18 protein-coding genes and 1 riboswitch are annotated in these 23,568 nt (G+C 35.7%); of the genes, 4 read left to right on the top strand and 14 right to left on the bottom strand.

The window, feature by feature from the left end:
• Window positions 1–93: 93 nt before the first annotated feature.
• Both BCR26_RS18725 and BCR26_RS18720 read left to right on the top strand, forming a co-directional pair.
• Window positions 94–270: a hypothetical protein gene (locus BCR26_RS18725; RefSeq protein ID WP_209591825.1), complete on the top strand. Its 177-nt coding sequence runs from the start codon at window positions 94–96 to the stop codon at window positions 268–270.
• Between the two features lie 25 nt (window positions 271–295).
• Window positions 296–547, top strand: coding sequence for a DUF5680 domain-containing protein (locus tag BCR26_RS18720; protein ID WP_211272282.1), 252 nt, complete (start codon window positions 296–298; stop codon window positions 545–547).
• 134 nt (window positions 548–681) lie between these two features.
• Here BCR26_RS18720 and lpdA read toward each other — a convergent pair whose 3' ends face one another.
• The 13 genes from lpdA to BCR26_RS03115 all read right to left on the bottom strand — a co-directional run bounded on the left by lpdA (window position 682) and on the right by BCR26_RS03115 (window position 19,028).
• Window positions 682–2,088 carry a dihydrolipoyl dehydrogenase gene (gene lpdA, locus BCR26_RS03175; protein WP_069697525.1) on the bottom strand — a complete coding sequence of 469 codons (1,407 nt, stop codon included), beginning with the start codon at window positions 2,086–2,088 and terminating at the stop codon, window positions 682–684.
• A 7-nt stretch (window positions 2,089–2,095) separates the two neighbouring features.
• A complete protein-coding gene (locus tag BCR26_RS03170; RefSeq protein ID WP_069697524.1) occupies window positions 2,096–3,724 on the bottom strand; it encodes a dihydrolipoyllysine-residue acetyltransferase in 1,629 nt (542 codons plus the stop codon).
• Between the two features lie 25 nt (window positions 3,725–3,749).
• Window positions 3,750–4,727, bottom strand: a complete 978-nt coding sequence (locus BCR26_RS03165; protein ID WP_069697523.1) for an alpha-ketoacid dehydrogenase subunit beta — start codon at window positions 4,725–4,727, stop codon at window positions 3,750–3,752.
• Window positions 4,728–4,729: 2 nt separating this feature from the next.
• Entirely contained in the window at window positions 4,730–5,845 is a 1,116-nt protein-coding gene (gene pdhA / locus BCR26_RS03160; protein WP_069697522.1) for a pyruvate dehydrogenase (acetyl-transferring) E1 component subunit alpha, read from the bottom strand.
• A gap of 583 nt (window positions 5,846–6,428) precedes the next feature.
• Window positions 6,429–9,041, bottom strand: coding sequence for a magnesium-translocating P-type ATPase (gene mgtA / locus BCR26_RS03155; RefSeq protein WP_069697570.1), 2,613 nt, complete (start codon window positions 9,039–9,041; stop codon window positions 6,429–6,431).
• Between the two features lie 233 nt (window positions 9,042–9,274).
• A riboswitch (M-box (ykoK) riboswitch) is annotated at window positions 9,275–9,443 on the bottom strand.
• Window positions 9,444–9,578: 135 nt separating this feature from the next.
• A complete protein-coding gene (gene trxB / locus BCR26_RS03150; protein ID WP_069697521.1) occupies window positions 9,579–10,496 on the bottom strand; it encodes a thioredoxin-disulfide reductase in 918 nt (305 codons plus the stop codon).
• Between the two features lie 315 nt (window positions 10,497–10,811).
• A complete protein-coding gene (locus tag BCR26_RS03145; protein ID WP_069697520.1) occupies window positions 10,812–12,167 on the bottom strand; it encodes a trypsin-like peptidase domain-containing protein in 1,356 nt (451 codons plus the stop codon).
• A 449-nt stretch (window positions 12,168–12,616) separates the two neighbouring features.
• The gene (locus BCR26_RS03140) at window positions 12,617–14,401 is read right to left on the bottom strand and encodes an ABC transporter ATP-binding protein (protein WP_069697519.1); all 1,785 of its coding nucleotides are present in this window, start codon (window positions 14,399–14,401) and stop codon (window positions 12,617–12,619) included.
• Window positions 14,398–16,149: an ABC transporter ATP-binding protein gene (locus BCR26_RS03135; RefSeq protein WP_069697518.1), complete on the bottom strand. Its 1,752-nt coding sequence runs from the start codon at window positions 16,147–16,149 to the stop codon at window positions 14,398–14,400. Before BCR26_RS03135 ends, BCR26_RS03140 begins: the two co-directional genes overlap by 4 nt.
• A 136-nt stretch (window positions 16,150–16,285) precedes the next feature.
• Window positions 16,286–16,507, bottom strand: coding sequence for a YneF family protein (locus tag BCR26_RS03130; RefSeq protein WP_069697517.1), 222 nt, complete (start codon window positions 16,505–16,507; stop codon window positions 16,286–16,288).
• Window positions 16,508–16,920: 413 nt separating this feature from the next.
• Window positions 16,921–17,814: a deoxyribonuclease IV gene (locus BCR26_RS03125; protein WP_069697516.1), complete on the bottom strand. Its 894-nt coding sequence runs from the start codon at window positions 17,812–17,814 to the stop codon at window positions 16,921–16,923.
• A gap of 72 nt (window positions 17,815–17,886) precedes the next feature.
• Window positions 17,887–18,315 carry a DUF1801 domain-containing protein gene (locus BCR26_RS03120; RefSeq protein ID WP_379962729.1) on the bottom strand — a complete coding sequence of 143 codons (429 nt, stop codon included), beginning with the start codon at window positions 18,313–18,315 and terminating at the stop codon, window positions 17,887–17,889.
• A gap of 26 nt (window positions 18,316–18,341) precedes the next feature.
• A complete protein-coding gene (locus tag BCR26_RS03115) occupies window positions 18,342–19,028 on the bottom strand; it encodes a YdeI/OmpD-associated family protein (protein WP_069697514.1) in 687 nt (228 codons plus the stop codon).
• 128 nt (window positions 19,029–19,156) lie between these two features.
• Between BCR26_RS03115 and BCR26_RS03110 the strand changes: the two genes are divergently transcribed.
• Window positions 19,157–19,498: an iron chaperone gene (locus BCR26_RS03110; RefSeq protein ID WP_069697513.1), complete on the top strand. Its 342-nt coding sequence runs from the start codon at window positions 19,157–19,159 to the stop codon at window positions 19,496–19,498.
• A 45-nt stretch (window positions 19,499–19,543) separates the two neighbouring features.
• On the opposite strand, the gene tyrS is transcribed toward BCR26_RS03110, so the two are convergent.
• Window positions 19,544–20,806: a tyrosine--tRNA ligase gene (tyrS, locus tag BCR26_RS03105; protein ID WP_069697512.1), complete on the bottom strand. Its 1,263-nt coding sequence runs from the start codon at window positions 20,804–20,806 to the stop codon at window positions 19,544–19,546.
• A 222-nt stretch (window positions 20,807–21,028) separates the two neighbouring features.
• Between tyrS and BCR26_RS03100 the strand changes: the two genes are divergently transcribed.
• Entirely contained in the window at window positions 21,029–23,455 is a 2,427-nt protein-coding gene (locus BCR26_RS03100) for a transglycosylase domain-containing protein (RefSeq protein WP_069697511.1), read from the top strand.
• The last annotated feature ends 113 nt before the right edge of the window (window positions 23,456–23,568 follow it).

Here is a 23,568-nt window from a genome sequence, read left to right as displayed (position 1 = left end):
TTGTTCATTAACTTTTAATAGCTTGCTTTTTCTCTCTGTTCCCCTTTACAGTCATAATTTTCTTGATTATTCTTGGTCAAAAGGGGGATCTACATGAAGAATATTATTGAATTTCTGTTATCTGCAAAACAAAATACTTATGCTAACGATTCTGGTCAAACCAAAAGTTCTCGCCCAAATAGTTATGATTTAGAGTATTCTGAGGATGATTATCATTGTTTAGATACTTATCTGGGTACACATTCCTTTTCTGGACTAGAAGTCTTATGATATAAAAATGATCCTGTTTTGGTCAATGAATTATTATGGTCAAGTGATTGATAATAATTTCAAAAATTCATTTTTGAAAGAAGCGTTAATGCATCCTAGTTTTGACCTCCCTTATAGAGGAAGGGAAATATATGTAAAAGAAGACTACACTTATAAAATGGATGTATCTGGAGATTTCTCATGCTTCAAAGGATCTGAAAAAATTTATTTCAAAAACATCCTTACCTACGCTCTATCCTTTCATGGTGGAAAAATCATTGATAAACATTTTGATTGATTTTATAGTCATTATTTGGACTCTATAATTTAAAGGACTGATGAATCAGAAATGATTCATTAGTCCTTTTCTCATTTCAAATAACAAAAAACCGGACTTGGCTAGTCCGGTTTTTCTTGTGTGACAATATGCTATTATATATGAATTGGCAAACCTAAAGCCAATTCAGAAGCATCCATAGTGATTTCTCCTAAAGAAGGATGTGGATGAATTGTTAATGCGATATCTTCGGCATTCATACCAGATTCAACCGCTAATGCTAATTCAGAGATCATATCACTGGCACCTACACCACCAATTTGAGCACCAATAATAACACTGTCTTCATTGGTTGTTACTAAACGAACAAATCCTTCTGTTTTTGCTAAAGAAATTGCACGCCCATTACCAGCAAATGGGAATTTATAAGCTGTTGCTTCTAAGCCAGCCTCTTTGGCCTCAGCAAGAGTCATTCCGACACTAGCCAATTCTGGATCAGTAAAGGCTACTGCTGGCATTGCTTTGTAGTCTACTTCTACTTTTTTACCTGCAATTGCTTCTGCAGCAATTTTGGCTTCATAACTTGCTTTATGAGCAAGCGCAGCACCTGGAACAATGTCCCCAATTGCAAAGATATTTGATACATTAGTTCTTCCTTGCTTATCAACTTCAACAAGTCCACGCTCACCCACGTTAACACCTGCTTGTTCTAAGCCAAGATCATCTGTATTTGGACGACGTCCTACTGTTACCATTACATAGTCAGCAACGATACTTTCTTCTTTACCATCTACTTCATATTTCACAGTAACACTTGTACCATTATCAATTGCTTCTTTGGCCATTGCAGAAGTTACTACAGTTACATTTTTCTTCTTGAAGTCATCTGTTACTAGTTTTACCATATCTTTCTCATAAGTAGGTAAGATAGAAGGACTTCCCTCTAAAATAGTTACTTCTGAACCTAGGTTAGCATAAGCTCCACCTAATTCTGCACCGATAACACCGCCACCGATAATTACGAATTTTTTAGGTACTTCTTTTAAATTTAATCCGCCAGTAGAATCTAATACGCGTCCACCAAATTTAAACCCTTTAATTTCAATTGGACGAGAACCAGTTGCTACGATAGCATTGTTGAAAGAGTATGTTTGAGCAGAATCTGGATGAATGACACGTAAAGTATTTTCATCAACAAAAAATGCTTCTCCTTCAATAATTTCAACTTTATGTTTTTTAAGCAGGAAACCAACTCCTGTTGTTAACGTATTAACAACTTTATTGTCTTTCCAATCTTGTGTTTTTTCAAAATCCAATTTTACGTTCTCAGCAGTTACACCAAAAATCGATGAGTCTAAAGATTCTTGATAATGATGTCCAGCTGCAATCAACGCTTTAGAAGGAATACAGCCAACATTTAAACAAACGCCACCAATCCATTCTCTTTCAATAATGGCTACTTTTTGACCCATTTGAGCTGCACGAATCGCAGCTACATATCCGCCTGGGCCTGAACCAATGACTACTGTATCTAATTCAATGGCGAAATCTCCTACTACCATCTGATAATCATCCTTCCATTAATAATAATTCAGGGTCAGCCAATAAACGTTTGATATTGTTCATTGCTTTTTGAGCAGTTGCTCCATCAACAATACGGTGGTCGAAGCTTAATGAAAGTTTCATTACACGACCAACAACAATTTCTCCATCAGCATTTACAACTGGCTGTTGTGCAATCGTCCCTACACCTAAAATAGCTACTTCAGGGTAATTAATTACCGGTGTAAACCAACCACCACCAACTGAACCAATATTACTAATCGTGATTGAGCCATCACGCATATCTTGTGCTGTTAATTTACCTTCTATAGCCAATGCAGCTTTTTCATTGATTTCATCTGCAATTGCAAACATGCTTTTAGTATTAGCATTTTTAACATTCGGTACATATAAACCATGATCTGTATCTGTAGCAATCCCAATGTTATAGTAGTTTTTATAAACAATCTCTTGTGCCGCATCATCAATCGAAGCATTCATGATTGGGAATTTTTGAACTGTTGCTGTTAGAGCTTTAACAACGTAAGGCAAGAACGTTAATTTTGTGCCGTTTGCAGCAGCAACATCTTTAAATTTCTTACGGTGGTCCCAAAGTTTTGATACTTCTACTTCATCATGTAATGTCACATGAGGTGCGGTATGTTTACTATTCACCATCGCTTTAGCAATTGCTTTACGAGTCGGTGTCATTTTTTCACGAGTCTCAGCTTCACCTAAATCAGAAACAAATGGTTTAGCTGGTCCTTTTGGTGCTGCTGCTTTTGGTGCTGCTACCGTTTCAACTACTGGAGTTGAGACAGTCGTTGCTTCTTCTGTCACAGTTGCTGGTGCAATGACTTGACCGCCACCAGCAATGAAAGTGTCTATGTCAGCTTTTGTTACTCTTCCACCTTTTCCGCTTGGAGCTACTTGAGTGATATCAACATCTTTTTCACGAGCGTACTGACGTACAGATGGCATAGCAAGAACGCGTTTGCTTGGATTTCCAGCTGCAACCACGCCTGTAGCCACTGCCGGTGTTGAAGCAGTTTGTTTAACTTCTTCAATAGGAGCTTGTGCTACTACCGAACTTGCAGAGTTATGTCCAGGAGCATCAATTTCGACCAAAACATCGCCTACATTCGCAACAGTTCCTTCAGGTACTACAATTGCTTTTACTGTTCCTGTCACTGGAGATGGAATCTCTTCGACTGATTTATCATTTTGCACTTCTAATAAAGTGTCATCTTCCTTGATTGTATCGCCTACTTTGACGAACCATTTTACGATTTCGCCTTCTGCTATTCCTTCACCAATATCTGGTAATTTAAATTGGAAAACACCTTCGCTTGCTACTGGTGTTGCAGCAGCTTCTTCTACAGGTGCAGCGCTTGAAGTCGCTTCGTTTCCTTCATGCCCAGGAGCATCGATTTCGATCAAAACATCTCCTACGTTTGCAACAGTTCCTTCAGGTACTACAATTGCTTTTACTGTTCCTGTTACTGGAGATGGTATTTCCTCTACTGATTTATCATTTTGCACTTCTAATAAAGTGTCATCTTCTTTGATTGTATCGCCTACTTTGACGAACCATTTTACGATTTCGCCTTCTGCTATTCCTTCACCAATATCTGGTAATTTAAACTGATAAGCCATTTTTTAGTCTTCCCTTCCTATTAGATTAAAATCCTGCGATTTCTCTTGCTTTCGCTTCGATATCATTTGCATTTGGCAACCAAGTGTTTTCTGCTTGTCCAAATGGGAAGATTGTATCTGGAGCAGATACACGGCCAATTGGCGCTTCTAATGACAATACTGCGCGTTCAGATATTTCAGAAACAACCATGGCACCAACGCCAGCTTGTTTTTGAGCTTCCTGAACAACCACCACACGTCCTGTTTTCTCCACTGATTCAATAATCGTTTTTATATCTAGAGGGGCAACAGTTCTTAGGTCAATAATTTCAGCAGAAATATTGTCTTTCGCTAAATTGTCAGCAGCTTTAATTGCTTCACGAACCATAGCACCGTAAGTAATAATTGAAATATCTGTTCCTTCACGAGTAACTGCTGCTTTATCTAAAGGTACTTCGTAAGACTCATCTGGCACTTCATCACGGAAAGAACGGTACAATTTCATGTGTTCCAAATAAACAACAGGGTCGTTGCTTCTGATTGCAGAAATCAAAAGTCCTTTCGCATCGTAAGGATTTGATGGGATTACCACACGAATACCAGGTGATTGTGCAATTAATCCTTCTAAATTATCTGAGTGAAGCTCAGGTGTATGCACACCACCACCAAAAGGAGCACGAATCGTAATCGGCATGTTACGAGTTCCTCCCATACGATAACGGGTACGAGCCATTTGACCAACGATTTCGTCAAATACTTCAAAGACAAATCCAAAGAATTGGATTTCCGGAACAGGACGGTAGCCTTGTAATGCTAAACCGAAAGCTAGACCACCGATTCCAGACTCAGCTAAAGGAGTATCGAATACACGATCTTCACCAAATTTTGCTTGTAAACCTTCAGTTGCACGGAATACGCCACCGTTTTTACCAACGTCTTCACCGAACATCAATACGTTTTCATCATGTTCTAATTCAAGAGCTAAGGCATCTGTAATTGCTTGGATCATTGTTTTTTGTGCCATGATTATTTCGACTCCTTTGCTTCATAGATTGCAATTTGTTCTTTAATACTTTGAGGTTGAACTTCAAACATGCTCTTCAAGAAATCAGATACTTTTTGTTTTGGAACACGATCTGCTTCAGAAATAGCTGTTTTTATTTCTTCTTTTGTTTGTTCAATAACTTGTTCTTCTTTTTCTTCTGACCAAAGTCCTTTGGCTTCCAAATATTTACGGAAACGAGTTAACGGATCTTTTTGTAGCCACTCGTCATCCATATCTTTTGAACGGTAGCGAGTTGGATCGTCACCTGATAATGTATGCGGACCATAACGATAAGTTAATGTTTCAATTAAAACAGGACCATTTCCATTTGCTGCCCATTCACGAGCTTGCTTAGAAACTGTATAAACTGCCAATGGATCCATTCCATCTACTTGAATCCCTGGAATTCCAGCTGCAACAGCCTTTTGTGCTAATGTTTTAGCTGCAGTTTGTTGTTCACGAGGAGTTGAAATCGCAAAACCATTGTTTTGGATAATGAAAACACCATTCGCTTTATAAACACCCGCAAAGTTGATCGCTTCATAAAAATCTCCTTGTGAAGATCCACCATCACCTGTATAAGTGAAAACAACATTTTTCTTACCACGTTTTTTCATTCCTAAAGCTACACCAGCAGCTTGAATATATTGAGCACCAATGATGATTTGTGGTGGCAAAGCATTTAAATCTTCAGCGTAAAGGTTCCCTGCAACGTGACCACGAGACCATAAGAAAGCTTCTTTTAAAGGCAAGCCATGTTGAACCAATTGAGGTACATCACGGTATCCTGGTAAAAGGTAATCTTCTTTTTCCATAGCAAAGTGACTTGCCAATTGGCTAGCTTCTTGTCCAGCTGTTGGAGCGAAGAATCCTAAACGTCCTTGACGGTTCAATGCAGTTGAGCGTTGATCTAACACACGAGACCAAACCATACGAGTCATTAATTCCACCAATTCTTCATCAGATAAATCAGGTTCTACATCTTTGTTTACAAGTTTCCCATCTTGATCCAAGATTTGGTATGTCGGGAAATCTTTGTCGACTTCTTCCACTAATGCGTTAAAGTCAATAGGTTTTTGTTTCTTTGCCTTTGCCATTTTGTCACACAATCCTCTCTATTACGTTTCTTTAATTCCGATGAAATTAAAACAGCATCAAAAACTGTATTAGTTTTCATCGACTACACTAACAAATTATCACTAATCAGACAAAAGAGCAAGTAAAAAGTTTTGAAATTTTAAAATCCTTATTTCTTAAAAATCCTTTAATATCATAGAGTAGTGATAAAATTCACAATTAAAAGAACGCTCTCTTTTCTTAATTGACTATCATAATCTAATCTATCAAAACTGTTACAGTATACAAAAATGCAATACTACAACAGAATTCGTAAAATAAATCAAATGATTTGCTAGTTACGAACATTCCACTCTAATCTATTTTATTCTTATTAATTAGATAAGCTATATATTTAACCAAAAATATAATTAAACTAAATTTTAATCAAATAAAAAAACTAGGAGTCATACGATCCTAGTTTTAAATACACGAATATATAGTTAACATGAGAACTTAAATACAAACAATTAACGAACATTCTATCTGTTATAGTCTTGCTAGAAAAAAGAACACAGAATAATCACTGAAAATGGGTTGTTAAGCTATTTGTCTCTTTTTGCTCTAAATCCATTCTTTTGTAATATGAATATATAGTCTTTTGGCGATTTCTACAAAGACTAAATACAACCCAACAATCATCAAGAACCATAGCCAGTAATTAGAAGGAAGCTTCACAAAGTCAAAAACTTCTCTTATAGGTGTTAAAACAATCAAAATACCTAAAATTATCGCTCCTAAACTTGACAATATCACTTGTGGTGAAGCAATACTTTGAATAAATGGAATTTTTCTTGTACGAACCATATGAACAACTAGCGTTTGACTAACAAGCCCTACAACAAACCATCCTGTTTGGAATAAATGTTGATTTCCGACAGTATTAGCACCGAAAACAAACCACATCACAGCATAGGTAACTAAATCAAAAATACTACTGACTGGCCCAATGCACAACGTAAACTTCGCTAACCCATTTGTTTCCCAGCGAACTGGCTTTACCAGCTCCTCTTCATCTACGTTATCCCAAGGAATCGTTAGTTGTGCAACATCGTAAATTAAATTTTGAATCAGCAGTTGGATGGACAACATAGGCAGAAAGGGTAAGAAGGCACTAGCTATCAAGATAGAAAAAACATTTCCAAAGTTAGAACTTATTGTAATTTTTATATACTTCATCATGTTGCTGAATACTTTACGCCCTTCAATCACTCCATCTTCTAACACATTTAAACTTTTTTCTAGCAAAATAATAGAACTAGCATCTTTTGTAATATCAGCGGCTGTATCTACCGAAATTCCTACATCTGCTTTTCGTAATGCAGGAGCATCATTAATCCCATCCCCCATAAAACCAACTGTGTGCCCATTTCCTTGTAGAATTTCAATAATCCGAGATTTTTGCATCGGGTTTAACTTCGCAAAAAGATTGGTTTTCTCCACTTCTTCTTTCATTTGTTCGTCGTCCATTTGATCTATTTCAGAACCAAGAATCACATGAGAAACCTCAATTCCGACATCTCCACATACTTTTTTCGCTACAATATCATTGTCTCCAGTCAATACTTTGACATTCACACCATGTTCATGCAGAGATTTGATTGCTGTAATCGCTGATTTTTTTGCTGGATCGAGAAATCCCATAAAGCCTATCAAAATCATATTTTTTTCATCTTCCACAGTATAGATAGCTTCTTTATGAACATCTTTTTTTATCGCAACCGCTAATACACGCATCCCCTGCTCATTCATACGAACATTTACGTCTCTCATTTTTTTACGTAGTTCTGGTGTCAATTCGACAATGTCACCATCAATTTCTGCATGGGTACATACAGCATCCATTTCTTCAACTGCACCTTTTGTAATCATCAATTGATGTTCATCAACATTTACAACCACAGTTAAACGACGACGAGAAAAATCAAAAGGAATCTCATCCAACTTTGTTACTTGTTGAGATCTACTTTTAGGCTGATTTTCATTGTAAAAATTAATGACAGCAATATCCATTAAGTTTTTCCAACCAGTTTGATAGTGAGAATTTAAAAAAGCCATGTCTAAAACGTGCTCATTTACTTCTCCTAATGGATTCAAATGCTGTATTAGTACAACCTCATCTTCTGTTATAGTACCTGTTTTATCCGTACATAAAACATCCATACTGCCTAAATTTTGAATTGACGGTAATTCCTTAACGATGACTTTATGCTTAGATAAGCTCAACGCCCCTTTAGCCAAATTACTAGTCACAATCATCGGCAGCATTTCAGGTGTCAGACCGACAGCTACCGCAATTGCAAAAAAGAATGCTCCAGCCCAATCACCTTTTGTTATTCCGTTTATCAGAAAAACAATTGGAAACAAGATCATTACCATCCGTAAGAGAAATTTACTAACTTTAGTTAACCCAATATCAAAAGAGGTTTTTCCTCTTTGAGTCGTCGCATTTTTTGCAATGTCACCAAAAAATGTATTTTGTCCTGTCTTCAAAATAATTGCTTTTCCTTGCCCACTTAATACATCCGTTCCCATAAAAACTAAATCTTGCATGTCTAGAGCTGATACATCTTGTTGGTTTTTGTCGATTCCAGCATCAACAAATTTTTCTACCGGCATTGACTCTCCAGTTAAAGAGGATTGGTTGATAAATAAGTCTTTCGTCCAAATCAACACTGCATCTGCAGGAATCATATCGCCAGTTGCTAAAGTTACTATATCTCCCGGAACAACTTCATCCATTGGAATTTCGCTTATTTTCCCTTCACGAGTCACAGCAGTAGTATTTTCAATCAGTTCTTTTAAATTAAGGCTTGCCTTTTGAGAACGATACTCTTGAATAAAAGCAATGATAACACTCGCTAAGATCATCGTCATCATTACAATTGCTGCTTCAAAATCCTTGGTTAATGTCGAAACAATCATTAGTAGGGCTAAGACATACACGAAAGGATCTCTAAACGCTGATAAAAACATAATTATTGCTGGTGTCGGTTTTTGAGCTGAAATCTCGTTGGGGCCATATTCATCTAGCCGATTTTTAGCATCGTCTTGCGACAACCCTCGTTCAGATGTCCTTAATTCCATCATCAATTCTCGTTCTGAAAGCATCGCTAGCTTTCTTAACTCTTGATCCTTAGTTACTTTCTTAGCATCAAACATTTTCTTATTCATCATCATTAAAATCCTCCTAGATACCTAACTGCTCTAAAAGGTAAAAAATCTACTCTAGTTCAGAAAAGGTAGTATTTATTCTTTCTAACCTACCACTGGGATCTTCCATTATTACCTTCCTTTCCATTGCCTTTCATTTATTGGAAACGCCAAGCTATTTCAGACTAAAAAATCATCTTCTATTACACCAAAAAGCACACTCAAACAATAGAGTGTGCCCTTAATAGGATACATTAAAAATTTCTCCATTGTTGAGCTTTAACACTATAGGGCGTAGATAATTTCTTATCAGCTACATTAAAAATAACCTTAACGATTATTTCTGTTAAACCAACTAAGAGTCTCTCGATTCTTTCGCGGCAGCAGCTTGTGTCCAAATAGGAGCCTCACCTAACAATTATTTAGTTGTCTCTTCTTCATCATAGTGCATATTCTTCTACCTGTCAAAAATATATTTTTAACTTAAGCTAGTCTAAAGAAAAAAGAACCAAAGCAATTCTCTCTGCTCTAGTTCTTTATTCTCAATAAGATAATTATTTTCTATTTGTCTAAAGTTTCAATATACTTATAAGCTTCTTGACCTGCAATCCCACCGTCACCAACGGCTGTTGTGATTTGTCTTAATGTTTTCTCACGAACATCTCCAACCGCAAAGACACCTGGAATCGCTGTTTGCATCTCTTGATCTGTTTGAACCCAACCTTCTGAATTCAAAATTCCAGCATTTTTAAATGGCTCGGTTAATGGATCTAAACCAACATAAATAAAGACACCATCTGTTTCGACTTCTTTTATTTCATTTGTTTTCACATTTCTTAAACGACTACCAGTCACAACCATGTCATTCCCAGTAATTTCTTCTAAAATGGAATCCCATTCAAAAGAAATTTTCTCGTTTGCAAATGCACGATCTTGAATGATTTTTTGAGCTCTCAACTCATCACGACGATGAACAATAACAACTTCTGATGCAAATTGCGTTAAATAAATGGCTTCTTCTACGGCGGAATCTCCACCACCTATAACTAATAAACGCTTATTACGGAAAAAGGCGCCATCACAAACTGCACAATAAGAAACACCACGTCCAGCAAATTCTTCTTCACCTTTTACACCTAATTTACGGTGCTCACATCCAGTCGCTATGATAATTGTTTTTCCTTGGTACGTTTGCTCTTCACAAATTACTTCTTTATAAGTTCCTTGATCTTTAATATCCATAACAATTCCATAGGCATTTTCAGTGCCAAATTTTTCAACACTTTCATACATCTTATAAGCTAAATCAGGTCCCATAATTAAATCAAACCCAGGATAGTTTTCTATTTCAGCAGTGTTATTCATCTGCCCACCAGGCGCTCCTCGTTCAATCATCAACACTGAAAGATTTGAGCGTGAGGCATACAAAGCTGCAGTCATCCCAGCTGGTCCTGCACCAATTACAATTACATCATACATAGTTTTCCCTCCGAAACTTTTATCAAGTATATCCACTGTACCTTTTTACGAATAAATTGTCTATACTTCTGCTTGAAGTTTTAAAGAATTTACTTTTCACGTCCAGTTACATACTTGATATTTTTAGAATCGTCCCCTACTCTGATACCTATCAGTTATCGAAAAACATATAGATCAACATCAATTCGTTAGTAATCAACATCTAGTCATTCTTCTTAGTATTTCTTGGTAATTCCCATGAATTGCTTCTTATTTCATAAAGCTAACAACTTTTACCCAGTCTAACCTTATTGGCTATTCAATAAATATCAGCTGCTATTGCTTTATCCAGACATTAGCTTTTCCTGGTATTTCGCCTTTTGTCCACCACTTAGCTTTATAGAATGTGCCCTCATGTTCTACAATATTGCCTCCTGTATAGGCAATTACTGCTTGCCACTTATCAATTCCGGAACTTATTTTTTGCCAAACATCTGCTGACCCAGGCTTCTCATTTCTTGTCCACCATTTTGCACGATATTCTTGTCCTTGATAACTTACTACATCTCCAGAAGTATAGACTTGAGTAGATACCCATGAACTTGGCTTCTCCGGTTTTTCTTCCACATTTTCCGGTAAAGTCGTCACTGAATAACTCTCAGAAATTTGAGATTGATTACCAGCATCATCAACTGCAACAATTGCGAACGAATACGTTTTATTTGCAACTAAACGGTTAAACTCAATCTTCGTAAGGGCTGTTGTGGCAGTTTTTTTCCCATCTACATATAATTCATATTTAGAAATACCTCTATTATCTGTAGCTGCTTCCCAAGACAACATCAAACTGCTACTGGTAACATTTTTGGCGTTAATTCCTGTCACTTGGCTCGGTGCTTGAACATCATTCAGTTCTGTTGAATGATCCAAATATTTAGCGATAAAGTTATAATTACTGCCAGTTAATTTTAATCCACTATTTTCTGTAGCAATCCCATTCCATGTATGATAGGTTGTATGAACACCAATTACTTGATTATTTGTATCAAATATTGGCCCTCCAGAATTTCCTCCTATTGTGTCTACGTCATATCTAAAGCGATAAGTTCCTTGCGATTTAATTTCTCCATCTCCACTCCATAGCTCCTTACGCCTATCTGTCGGATAACCAGGGATGATAGCTTTTGAACCTATCGTAACACTTGCATTATCAGCGATTGAAAGTAACGGTACTACATCACCAATGGATTGACCATTCTTATTTGGCTTAACTTTAATAACCGCAAGATCATGATCTTTATTTGGACTGTAATTATCATGAAGAATCATTTTTTCAATCTCGAATCTGCCAAACGGCTCTTTATCATTATTTTTCCCTGGAGCCACGAAAGATTTTGCAAGCAATTCTGAAGACACATTTTTTATCACATGACCTGCAGTAACTAAAGTATCTTTCCCAACTACAAACGCTGTCCCTCTAGAATAATTACTAGTACTTGTATATATCTGTAGATACGCAATACTAGAATAGGGTTGCTTAGATGTATCGCTTATACGAAACCTGTCATCTTCTCCAATCACTTTTCGACTTTCAATTTGCAAAGATTCAGCCATCACGACACTACTCTGTAAAGTAACTCCAGTAAAAGTACCCAAAGCTGTTAAAACCATCATTTTTTTCAACCAAACCATAAATAAAACCTCCTTCTCTTGTCTGTAAATTGTATCAAAATACTTTATTATCAAAAAGTCGAATTTTTCTCTTTCGAATGAACAAATTGAACTTTCACTGCATCAGCTTTTATGCTCTCTTAAAAATGAAACAATCACATCCGTGCAATCAAGCCTCAAAAATAGCTACTTCAGGTTTTTATTAGTTACTTATTTACCAAATAAAAGATAGAGGATGAAAAAACTGATTGTTTTTTCATCCTCTAAATCCAAATAAATAATCTTTAAAAGTATATAAACTCAATATTTCTCAACTAAAAACAACATTTTTCTCAGTCTCAGAAAAGTTATAGACAGTTTGTCACGTCACGTTCTAATTGATTTTCACACTCTTCAATATCTACAAAAGAATCTTTCAAGTAATACAAAAAAAGATCTTTTATGATTTAACTACATTTTTCACTCAAATGTTACACTTCACTACTTTGTAATTTGTACATATCTGAATACAGGCCTTCTTGCTTTAACAGTTCCTCATGATTTCCTTGCTCCACAATATAACCTTTATCTAATACTAAAATCAAATTCGCATCTCTGATGGTTGATAATCTATGAGCAATTGCTATCGTTGTTCGACCTTGGCGCATATTGGCTAAGCCTTCTTGAATCAAACCTTCTGTCTCAGTATCAATGTTTGCTGTTGCCTCATCAAGGACTAAGATCTTTGGATCAGTTACCATTGTTCTTGCAAAAGAGATTAGTTGCCTTTGTCCACTTGAATAGCTTGCACCTCGTTCAATTACTTTTGCATGATAGCGGTCAGGTAAGGTTTCAATAAATTTATCTGCTTGAACAAAGGCCGCTGCTTCCCGAATTTGTTGATCCGTTATCTCTGGATTCAACATACGAATATTCCCTGAAATATCTCCATAGAACATAAAAGCATCCTGTAATACTAATCCTAATTTTTTTCTTAGTTCTGATAAAGAATACTCACGAATGTCGCGATCATCTATCAAAATTTCACCTTCATAAAATTCATAAAAACGCATTAAAACATTAATAATTGAGCTTTTTCCACTTCCTGTATGACCAACTAACGCAACTGTTTCTCCAGGCCTTGCTACGAAGCTGATATTGTTTAGTACATTATTTTCTCCATCATATGAAAAACTTACATTACGAAACTCGGTTTTTCCTAAAATAATTTCACCCTTGGCATCAGGATTTTGTTGTGGTGTTAGCTCTTCATGATCGAAAATCTTAAGAATTCTACTGCCAGCAACGATTCCATCTGTAAAAACACTTAAAAAATCCATCATTTGAATCATCGGTTGGAAAAAAGATTGTACATAGGTAACAAACGCATAGATTAATCCGACTTCAATTGGTGAATGCAACGCATCAAACCCAAAAAGTGTTAAAACTAAAGCCACTGCAACGGTATAAAGGAAATTAATAATCGGACCTAACAACAATGAATTAATTCGAATCATTGAAAACCGAATCGCTAGATAGTCTTGATTGGTCGCTTCAAATTCACTTTCTAATCTTTTTTCTTGCCGAAACTGTTGAATAATTGACATTCCTGAAATATATTCATTCAACTTAGTATTTAACTGACTCAATTTTTCACGCATATTGCGATAGATACGAGAGCTGAATCTTTGATAAAACCAAATCACAGTCAACAATATTGGTAAGAACAGTAAGCAATAAAAAGCAATCTGACTATTTATTTGAAACATCCCAACAAAAGAAGACGTTACCGCAAAAATCCCCGTTAAAACCATCAAGAAAACATACCAGAATTCAAATAACGTTTCTGTGTCATTGGTTACTCGAGAGACAATAGAGCCCGCTGGTGTTTGGTCAAAATACCGCATGCCTAAGGTTTGCAACTTTTCAAAAAGTTTGACTCGAATAAATTGATAGGTTTTCAAAGAAGCTGTTGAATATAGGAACCATTGAAAAAACCACACGATACTTTTAATAATTACACCAAACAAATACAAGCCAGCAAAAAAGAAAACTATTTGATTCGTAGCTGTTTTCGGTGTTAGATAATTATCCATAAAAGTTTGAATGATTCTTGGTAACAATACATTGATAATCGAAAGAATGAAAGCAAATAGAATTGCAATAAAAAATGTCATTCGAAAAGGTCGCGCATATTTAAATAGACGCTTCACAATTGAGACTTGTTCTTTAACCGGAATCGATTTGGTCCATTCTGATTGATGTTTTTCCATTATGCTTCACTCCCTTCTATTTTAGCTTCTAATTGTTGTTTATCCCACATTCGCTTATACCATCCATCTAATGCTAACAACTCTTGATGAGTACCACGCTCCACAATTTTCCCATCGTCTAACACAATAATTTCTTTTGCATGCATCACACTACTTAATCGATGGGCTGCAATAATCGTTGTTTTCTCTTTACGAGCAACTTTCAAATTAGATAAAATTGCTTCTTCCGTTTTAGCATCTACCGCAGAAAGCGCATCATCCAAGATTAATAACTCTGGTTGAACAATTAAAGCTCTTGCAATCGAAATTCGCTGCTTTTGACCACCAGAAAGAGAAACCCCTCGTTCTCCTACTAGAGTATCGTAACTATTAGCAAATGCTTTTATATCTTCATCAATATAGGCCATTTTCGCTGCTTCCTCTACTTCTTCTTGCGTAAAATCAGGATTAGCGAATCGAATGTTATCTCGGACAGTCATGGAAAATAAGAAATGATCCTGAGGCACATAACCAATAGATTGAAGTAATGCGTCTAATGTATAATTTTTGATATTCTGTCCACCGATAGAAACCACACCGTCGTAATAGTCGTATTCTCTCATAAATAACTTCAATAGCGTTGTTTTTCCTGCACCTGTTTTCCCAACTATTCCTAAGGTTTCACCTTCATCGATAGCGAAAGAAATATCTTCTAACGTAGCTATTTCCTCTTTTGGATAAGCAAATTTGGCTATCTTCATTGAAAGTCGACCTTTGGCTGTTGTTTCAATCGCATTTTCAATTTCAACAATGTGCGTTTTTTCATGTAACAATTCATTTACTCGATCATAACTTGCGTTTCCACGTTCTAATACATTAAACAACCGACCGATCGCAAACATCGGCCAAACTAGCATACCGATATAACTAATAAATGATACTAACTGACCAATCGTTATTTCCCCACTTAGTATGAAATTGCCACCTACAATAATGGTTAAAACATAAGATACACCAATAATTAATGTAATAAATGGATCAAACAAAGCATCTAAAAAATTCACCCGCTTATTTTTTACAATGGCATCATCAATTTTTCCAGTAAAATCTTGAATATCTTCTTGCTCTTGTCCAAATGTTTTAATTACTTTCATACCAGTAATACTTTCCTGTGTTTTATCATTAATCGTAGAGAAAGCTGCTTGTGACTCTCTAAATGCATCGTGCAACTTAGAACCTAATACTCTGGAAGTCACCGCTAGCAATGGTAATGGAATTAAAGCAATCAAAGTCAAACGCCAATCCACAAACAGAATCATTGCGACAATCGTTGCACCACCAGTAATTATAGAATCGGCAAAAGTTAAGATTCCAGCTCCGGCAACATTTTGAATCGCATTTAAATCATTTGTAGCATGAGCCATTAAATCCCCCGTTCGGTATTTCTGATAAAAAACACTATCCATTCTAGTAAAATGATGAAATAATTGTTTCCGTAAATCCTTTTCTAACCGAGCTGCACTTCCCCAAATATGTGTCCGCCAAATGAAACGGAAAAAATATTGTGCAGCAGCTGCAGTCAGTAAAATACCAATCCAAAATAAAATCGACTTCATAGTAAAATCCTTCTTCGCTATTTCATCAATAACAATCCCAATCACTTTCGGTGGAACTAATTGAACAAGTGCTACCATGATTAATGAAAAGACACCTATAATGTAACTCTTTTTCTCTTTTTTAAAAAACCAGCCTAATTTTCTGAATATTGACATACACACACTCTCTCCTATCTAAATTTATTCAGTATTTCGAACCCCTTCCATCGTATTTTTATGATTTTAAATACAAAAAAACAGGCATGAAAAATTCAGCCCGTTTTGCTTTTGAATTCTGAATACAAATAAAAAACTATTTATCCCCTTGGTTTTTCATTTGTTGCATCATTTGACGTACCTTCTTCTCAGAAGGCTTTTGTCCCATAGACATCATCATCATTCTTAACATATCCTCATTAACGGGAGGATTCTTCTTGAAATAATCTTGCATATATTTGCGAGCAAGGAAAAATCCGCCTGCCGCACCTACTAATAAAGCGATAATCGCAATGATAACTACTACAAATGTTGACATATAAATCTCTCCTTTCTAATAAAAAAGCGCCACAAAAGACGTTGCTTAGTTGTCTTGCTTTTTTCAACTTTCAATTTATTAATTTTTCCTTTCCAAAAGAACGTGTTTCTGGTAAAAAATCTTTTTTCTACGTTTCTTAATAAATTGCTCTCAAGAAATCATTTTACTAGATAATCCACTAAAAGAAAAGCTATTTTATCATATTCAACAAAAAATTCTATAAAAAAGTGAATTATCCTATTTAAGGTTGAGTAAAAAGAAAAAGAGGATGAAACAAAACTAAAAATCAGTTTTGTTTCATCCTCAAAATCCGAATAAACGGTGGTCAAAAATCTGGGTTTTCGTTCCAATTTCTCGCCCCAAAACGACTTCTGTCTCAACTTCAAAGAACAGATTCTTGCTTTCCTGATTGGTTAAGCTTGTTGCTGAATTTTTTCTAACAAGTTTGGATCAAATACATTCGCTTTTAGCATCGCTATTTCATATCCATAAGGAGCTTTGCTTGTTTTTTTATCTTCTCCCACATAGGGTGTTTCTAATATTTTAGGAAGTTCTTTTAATTTCTCGTGGTGAACAACTTGACTCAAGGCATCAAAACCAATCGTACCAAATCCAATATTGGCATGACGGTCTTTGTGAGAACCTTGCGGATTTTTTGAGTCATTGACATGAACAACCTTTAATCGATCCAGTCCAACAATCTTATCAAATTCTGTTAAAACACCATCGAAATCTTCTCTTACATTGTAGCCAGCATCGTTAATATGACAGGTATCCATTGTTACAGATAATTTTTCATTCAACGTCACACCATCAATAATCATTGCTAATTCTTCAAATGTACGACCTAACTCAGTTCCCTTACCAGCCATTGTCTCCAAAGCAATTTGAGGAATTTGTTCCTTCCAAAGAACTTCATTCAAACCTTTAATAATTTGGTTAATGCCCGCTTCAACCCCTGCGCCAACATGTGCTCCTGGATGCAAGGTAATTTGAGTAGCTCCCAACGCTTGAGCTCGTTCAATTTCTTGCCTTAAAAATTCTGTTGCAAAGCCAAAGTTCTCCGGCTTGATTGTATTTCCCAAATTAATTATATAAGGGGCATGAACCACAATATTACTTAATCCATGTTCTTTCATAAATTCTTGACCAGATTCGATATTCATCTCTTCAACTGGTTTTCTTCTTGTATTTTGCGGCGCTCCTGTATAAATCATAAATGTTGATGCACCATAGCTAGCAGCTTCTTTTGCTGCACCTAATAACATGGGTTTCCCACTCATACTTACATGTGAACCTATTAACATCTTGTTCCTCCTTCAGTCTGCTCTCTTCAAAAAGAGTACGTGAAAAATAAGAAATTGACAATATTTTTGCTTCTATTTAGACGTTTTTTTCGCGACGCTGTATTTTTGATAGGCATTAATCCACTCTTCCATACTCATTTTTGTAACTAACTCTCCAATTAACTCATAGGGTATTTTTTCTGGATTTGTAAATCGAATACAGCTTTTCCCCATATTTAATTTAGTTGGAACTTGCTCTTTATAGGCTTCTTGAAACCATTCTAATAACTTCTTATTTCCCATAATTCCCATATGATACAAAGCCAAGTGCCTTTTCTGAGCTGCTAAACTAATAAAAGGTAACGGTTCATCTGACCGATGCAGATACCCTTCTGGATAGACTGATAACGGTACAACATACGTTGGAAAGCCATATTGCATTTGTAATTCAAAACCTTCTGGGATATTATCTGCTACGATCTTTGCTAATTTTAAATAACTTTCCTGCCATTTTGAATCGATTTTTTCCTCATACTCTCTTATCTCGTTCAATTTCCTGAGCCCCCACTATCTTTTAAAAACTGTTGATAGAGTGTTCTAGATTTATAGCCCTTCTCTAAAATCATCATCATTTCAACTTTTCGTTTCGCTTGTGTCTCTTCTTGCTTGGCACTATAAATATAGCGTGCCCAATCTTTTTTATACCCTGGCGTTAATTCAGAAAAAAACTGTCTGACCTTTTCATTTGAAGAAAGGGCTGCTTCTACCTGTGGGATAAAATCAACATAATTATTAACTGACTGAGTATTTCTTACTTTAGAGGTTTCCTTTTTTTCACTATTCTTGATTCCAACAATGGTAAAAACCTCATCTAAACTGACCATACGATTGAATTTGTATGTTGTTCCTGCGATGTATCCATCTTCCCCCACACCCAATGTTGGAAATATCTCATCCCGATGAACAAACGTTTCATACTTTTTATTGCCCTTTTTGGGATAAGCAACGTAAAGAAGTCCATTATTAACTAAAAGTTGCTTCTCGATTACTTGACTCACAATTGATTTGAATTCCTCCGCATTTGTCACAAAAACAATCATCAAATCTACTGGGTTTAAAGGAAGTTCCTCTTGTACCTGTTGAAGTTCAGAAAAATACTCTTTATTAGGTCTATTTAAAATAACTTTTTGTTTATACTTCGTCAGATTTAACTTCTCAACAATTGTTTTTTCCATATAAATGCCCCTCCATTCATTTCATCGTTTTCCATATTTTATCATAGATTCATTTTTACTTCGCTTTTTTAGAACTGACAAAAAGAACATGGTATACTTAACACAATAAAGAAAGTGAGGAATTTACTATGACTCCCATTGAAGAATATATTGCCACTTGTCCAAAAGAACGGCAGTTAAAATTGAACGAATTATACCAGACAATCAAAAATATCGTTCCTGATGCCACCGAAAAAATTGCTTACGGTATGCCAACGTTTTACCTACATGGAAATTTAGTGCATTTTGCAAATGCGAAAAAGCATATTGGTTTTTATCCAACCCCATCAGCAATTACTACCTTTCAAGCTGAATTAGTTCCTTATAAAACGTCTAAAGGAGCCATTCAATTTCCAGTGACGGAAGAACTGCCAATTGATTTAATCGAAAAAATCGTTGCATTTCGAGTACAAGAAAACTTAAAAAAATAATCTCTTCGGAAGGGCAACTTGTGTCCATTCCAAAGAGATTTTTCTTTAATATTTTAGTAAAAAGTATTTTTTCTTACCACGTCTCACCACAGTAAATTGATTTTCAATTTTATGTGTATCTGTCAATTCAACGGTTACATCTTGCACACGTTCCCCATTAATATAGATTGCACCATTTTGGACATCTTCACGAGCTTGACGTTTAGATGCTTCAATTTTAGAAGCTACCAGCAATTCCACAATATTCATATTGTCATCTGCTTGTACATCATAGGTTGGTACATCTTTGAATCCTTGAATAATTTCCGTAGCATTTAAACTTTTAATCTCTCCACTAAATAATGCTTGCGAAATGCGAACTGCTTGTTGATAAGCTTCTTCACCATGAACAAGAATCGTTACCTCTTTCGCTAAAGCCTTTTGGGCTGCACGTTGTTCAGGAGCTGCAATAAACTCTTTTTCGATTGCAGAAATTTCTTCTAGCGACAAGAATGTGAAATATTTTAAGAATTTAACAGCATCACGATCATCTGTATTTATCCAAAACTGGTAAAATTCATATGGAGAAGTTTTTTCTGAATCTAACCAAACTGCATTTCCTTCTGTTTTACCAAATTTTGTACCATCTGCCTTAGTAATCAATGGCATGGTTAATCCAAAGCCTTGAACTTCTTTCTCACGACGTAATAATTCGATACCAGAAGTGATATTTCCCCATTGATCGCTACCTCCTAATTGTAACAAACAACCATGAGCTTCATATAATTTAACAAAGTCATATGCTTGTAGCAATTGGTAAGCAAATTCTGTGTAGGATATTCCCGTTTCAATTCGACGTTTCACACTTTCTTTACTCATCATATAGTTAATAGTAAAGTTTTTCCCTACATCACGAAGAAAATCAATCAAAGAAATTTTCCCTAACCACTCATAGTTATTTGCTAAAATAGCCGGATTTGTTTGATCTTCAAAATCAATAAATCGTGACAATTGATTTTTGATGCTATCTGACCATTCCTGAACAGTATTCAATGTATTTAGACTACGTTCAGCATCTTTAAATGATGGATCCCCAATCATTCCAGTTCCTCCACCAACTAATGCGATTGGCACATGACCATTTTGTTGAAAACGTCTTAACATTAAAATCGGTAGCAAATGACCGATATGTAAACTATCAGCTGTTGGATCAAAACCGATATATAATTTCACAGACTCTTCATTTAATTGTTTTTCTAAAGCAGTTTCATCTGTTGTTTGATGAACTAACCCACGTGTTTTAAGCTCTTCAAAAAAAGCTGAACTCATTCATATTTCCCCCTAAATCATTCTTCATTGTCTTAAATTTTTTTGTGTTCACTAATCCATCTTACTTGATTTTAAGAGTAAATAAAAGGCGAAAGCTGATTTTTTATAAGGATTATGTAATTTTCTTTGATAAAAAGACCATAAATAACTGAACAACTGTTCATTACTTGTTTTTTTTGCTATAATATCACGGAATATACATTTGTATTGAGGTGAAACTTTTTGGAAAATCATGATAATTCTAGTAATACAGAACAACCTTCACATAAAAACAAAAATACTGAAAAAGGTTTTTTAATCGCTAATGTAGTGGTACGCGTCTTACAATCTTTATTTGTTTTTGCTGTAGTCGCCGTTCTATTTGCCGGCTCGTTAGGTCTAGGCATTGGCTTAGGTTACTTTGCTTATTTGGTGGAGGGAACACAACCTCCTTCAAAAGAAGAACTACAAAAAGAAATTAGCGATATCACAGAAGTCTCAAATATGACTTACGCTGACGGAACAAACATCGCCACTATTAAATCAGACTTGATTCGAACAAGAGTTAGTAGCGATCAAATTTCTCCTCTTTTGAAAAAAGCGATTATTAGTACCGAAGATGAGTATTTTGAAGAACATAAAGGAGTGGTTCCAAAAGCCGTCATTCGTGCTCTTGTCTCTGACGCTACTGGAATCGGTGGTTCTTCAGGTGGATCTACACTGACTCAACAGCTAGTAAAACAACAGATTTTAACCAGTGAAACAACCTTTAAACGGAAAGCAAATGAAATTCTGCTTGCTTATCGTATTGAAAAATTCATTTCAAAAGATGATATTGTGACCACTTATTTAAATGTTTCTCCTTTTGGAAGAAATAATAAAGGAGAGAATGTTGCCGGTGTAGAAGAAGCCGCGAAAGGACTATTTGGAAAAAATGCTATTGATCTTTCCTTACCTCAAGCAGCTTTCATTGCAGGCTTACCACAAAGTCCAATCGTCTATACCCCTTATACAAATACTGGCGATTTGAAAGAAGACATCTCAGCTGGTTTAGAGCGAAAAGATTTTGTTTTATTCAGTATGTATAGAGAAAAAGCTATTACAAAAGAAGAATATGAAGCGGCAAAAAATTATGATTTGACCCAAGACTTCCAACCAAGACAGGAAGCAAATACCAATACAGAAGGCTTCTTATATTATACTGTTCTCGACGAAGCTGTAAAAGTCATTATGGACAAAAACATCGCCAAAGCAGGAGTAGATCGTAAGCAATTGGATACTATTGGCTTAAGTCAATACGAAGAACAAGCTAGACGTGAAATTCAAAACCGTGGCTATACCATTCAATCTACTATTGATCAAAATATCTATAATTCTATGCAAACAGCTGTAGCTAATTTTGGCTATATGTTAGATACTTCCTACAGTGCAGCCCCAGTTGAAACAGGAAACATTCTAATGGACAATAAAACTGGACGAATTGTTGGGTTTGTAGCTGGTAGAAATTATGGCTACAGTCAAAATAACCATGCTTTCAATACCAAACGTCAAATAGGCTCCACCATCAAACCAATCTCGGTTTTTGCTCCAGCCATTGATCAAGGAATGATTGGTTCAGAAAGCCGTCTAGCCAATTATCCTACTAAGTATAGTACTGGACAAGAATTAAAAAATGCTACAAATCTTGGTACAAATACCTTTGATACTGTCCGAACAACATTGGAATGGTCTTATAATATTCCAACGTATCACCTTAATGAAGCGATAAAACAGCAAATGGGTGATGAAAATTTTGTTTACAATAATTATTTAAGTAAAATGAATTATCCTGAAAATATAGCTTGGGCTGTAGAATCTGCTCCATTGGGTTCAATTGAAACCACTGTTTATACGCAAACCAACGGGTTCCAAACCTTAGCAAATAACGGAACGTATCAACAAGGCTATATGATTCAAAAAATTGTCGATAAAGCTGGCAATGTCATCTATGAACACACTGAAAAACCTGTTCAAGTTTATTCACCAGCGACAGCTAGTATCATGAATGACTTACTGCGCTCTGTTCTTAATTCAAAAATAACTACACCTTTCAAAGATGTGGTTGGAAGCCTTAATCCGCAATTAGCCTCTGCAGACTGGGTTGGGAAAACAGGGACATCAGATGAATTTAAAGACTCTTGGCTCGTCGTTTCTACCCCTACCATGACATTAAGCTCTTGGTCGGGATACGATGAAAACTTTGCAATGACAGATACCAATGGGATCCAAAGTGGGACGTATCTTGCCTATTTAGCAAATGCTATTCACAATGCTAACCCAGAAATTTTTGGGATTGGGCAAAAATTCACTTTATCTGATGATGTGATTAAATCAACTGTCTCTAGCTTTACTGGTGAGAAACCGGGAACCTTTAAATACAATGGTTCTTCTGGCACTGCACCAGGTCCAAATACGGTTTCTCTTTATGCAAAAGGCAGTGCCCCTGCTAGTCAATACAAATTTGGCTATGGTGGAACGGATGCAAATTATGCTGCTTACTGGAACAAATATTTTAGTAGTGGAAATGGTTCATCTTATACTAAACCTAGCTCAGATGATAATAAAGAGAAGGCTCCCCCTTCTTCTGGCAGTTCAGAAAGTAATGCTAGTGAAAGTAAAACTAACGAATAAATTTTGTTACTAAAATAGAGAGTGGGACAATAAACTACTATTTATAGAAAACAGAGACGATTTTGACTATTATTATCAAAATCGTCTCTGTTTTTTCTTTTGAAAGAGCTTTT

Origin of the sequence: Enterococcus rivorum (assembly GCF_001742285.1) — a bacterium.
In the GTDB taxonomy this organism is placed as follows: Bacteria; Bacillota; Bacilli; order Lactobacillales; family Enterococcaceae; genus Enterococcus_L; species Enterococcus_L rivorum.
Note: the sequence above shows the minus strand (reverse complement) of the source record. Positions and strands in the feature narration are given on the sequence as shown.

Bases quoted from the DNA above. Each gene is read 5' to 3' on its own strand.
- BCR26_RS18725 (WP_209591825.1), top strand. From the start codon at position 94: ATGAAGAATATTATTGAATTTCTGTTATCTGCAAAACAAAATACTTAT.
- BCR26_RS18720 (WP_211272282.1), top strand. From the start codon at position 296: ATGAATTATTATGGTCAAGTGATTGATAATAATTTCAAAAATTCATTT.
- lpdA (WP_069697525.1), bottom strand. From the start codon at position 2,088: ATGGTAGTAGGAGATTTCGCCATTGAATTAGATACAGTAGTCATTGGT.
- BCR26_RS03170 (WP_069697524.1), bottom strand. From the start codon at position 3,724: ATGGCTTATCAGTTTAAATTACCAGATATTGGTGAAGGAATAGCAGAA.
- BCR26_RS03165 (WP_069697523.1), bottom strand. From the start codon at position 4,727: ATGGCACAAAAAACAATGATCCAAGCAATTACAGATGCCTTAGCTCTT.
- pdhA (WP_069697522.1), bottom strand. From the start codon at position 5,845: ATGGCAAAGGCAAAGAAACAAAAACCTATTGACTTTAACGCATTAGTG.
- mgtA (WP_069697570.1), bottom strand. From the start codon at position 9,041: ATGATGAATAAGAAAATGTTTGATGCTAAGAAAGTAACTAAGGATCAA.
- trxB (WP_069697521.1), bottom strand. From the start codon at position 10,496: ATGTATGATGTAATTGTAATTGGTGCAGGACCAGCTGGGATGACTGCA.
- BCR26_RS03145 (WP_069697520.1), bottom strand. From the start codon at position 12,167: ATGGTTTGGTTGAAAAAAATGATGGTTTTAACAGCTTTGGGTACTTTT.
- BCR26_RS03135 (WP_069697518.1), bottom strand. From the start codon at position 16,149: ATGTCAATATTCAGAAAATTAGGCTGGTTTTTTAAAAAAGAGAAAAAG.
- BCR26_RS03130 (WP_069697517.1), bottom strand. From the start codon at position 16,507: ATGTCAACATTTGTAGTAGTTATCATTGCGATTATCGCTTTATTAGTA.
- BCR26_RS03125 (WP_069697516.1), bottom strand. From the start codon at position 17,814: ATGTTAATAGGTTCACATGTAAGTATGAGTGGGAAACCCATGTTATTA.
- BCR26_RS03115 (WP_069697514.1), bottom strand. From the start codon at position 19,028: ATGGAAAAAACAATTGTTGAGAAGTTAAATCTGACGAAGTATAAACAA.
- BCR26_RS03110 (WP_069697513.1), top strand. From the start codon at position 19,157: ATGACTCCCATTGAAGAATATATTGCCACTTGTCCAAAAGAACGGCAG.
- tyrS (WP_069697512.1), bottom strand. From the start codon at position 20,806: ATGAGTTCAGCTTTTTTTGAAGAGCTTAAAACACGTGGGTTAGTTCAT.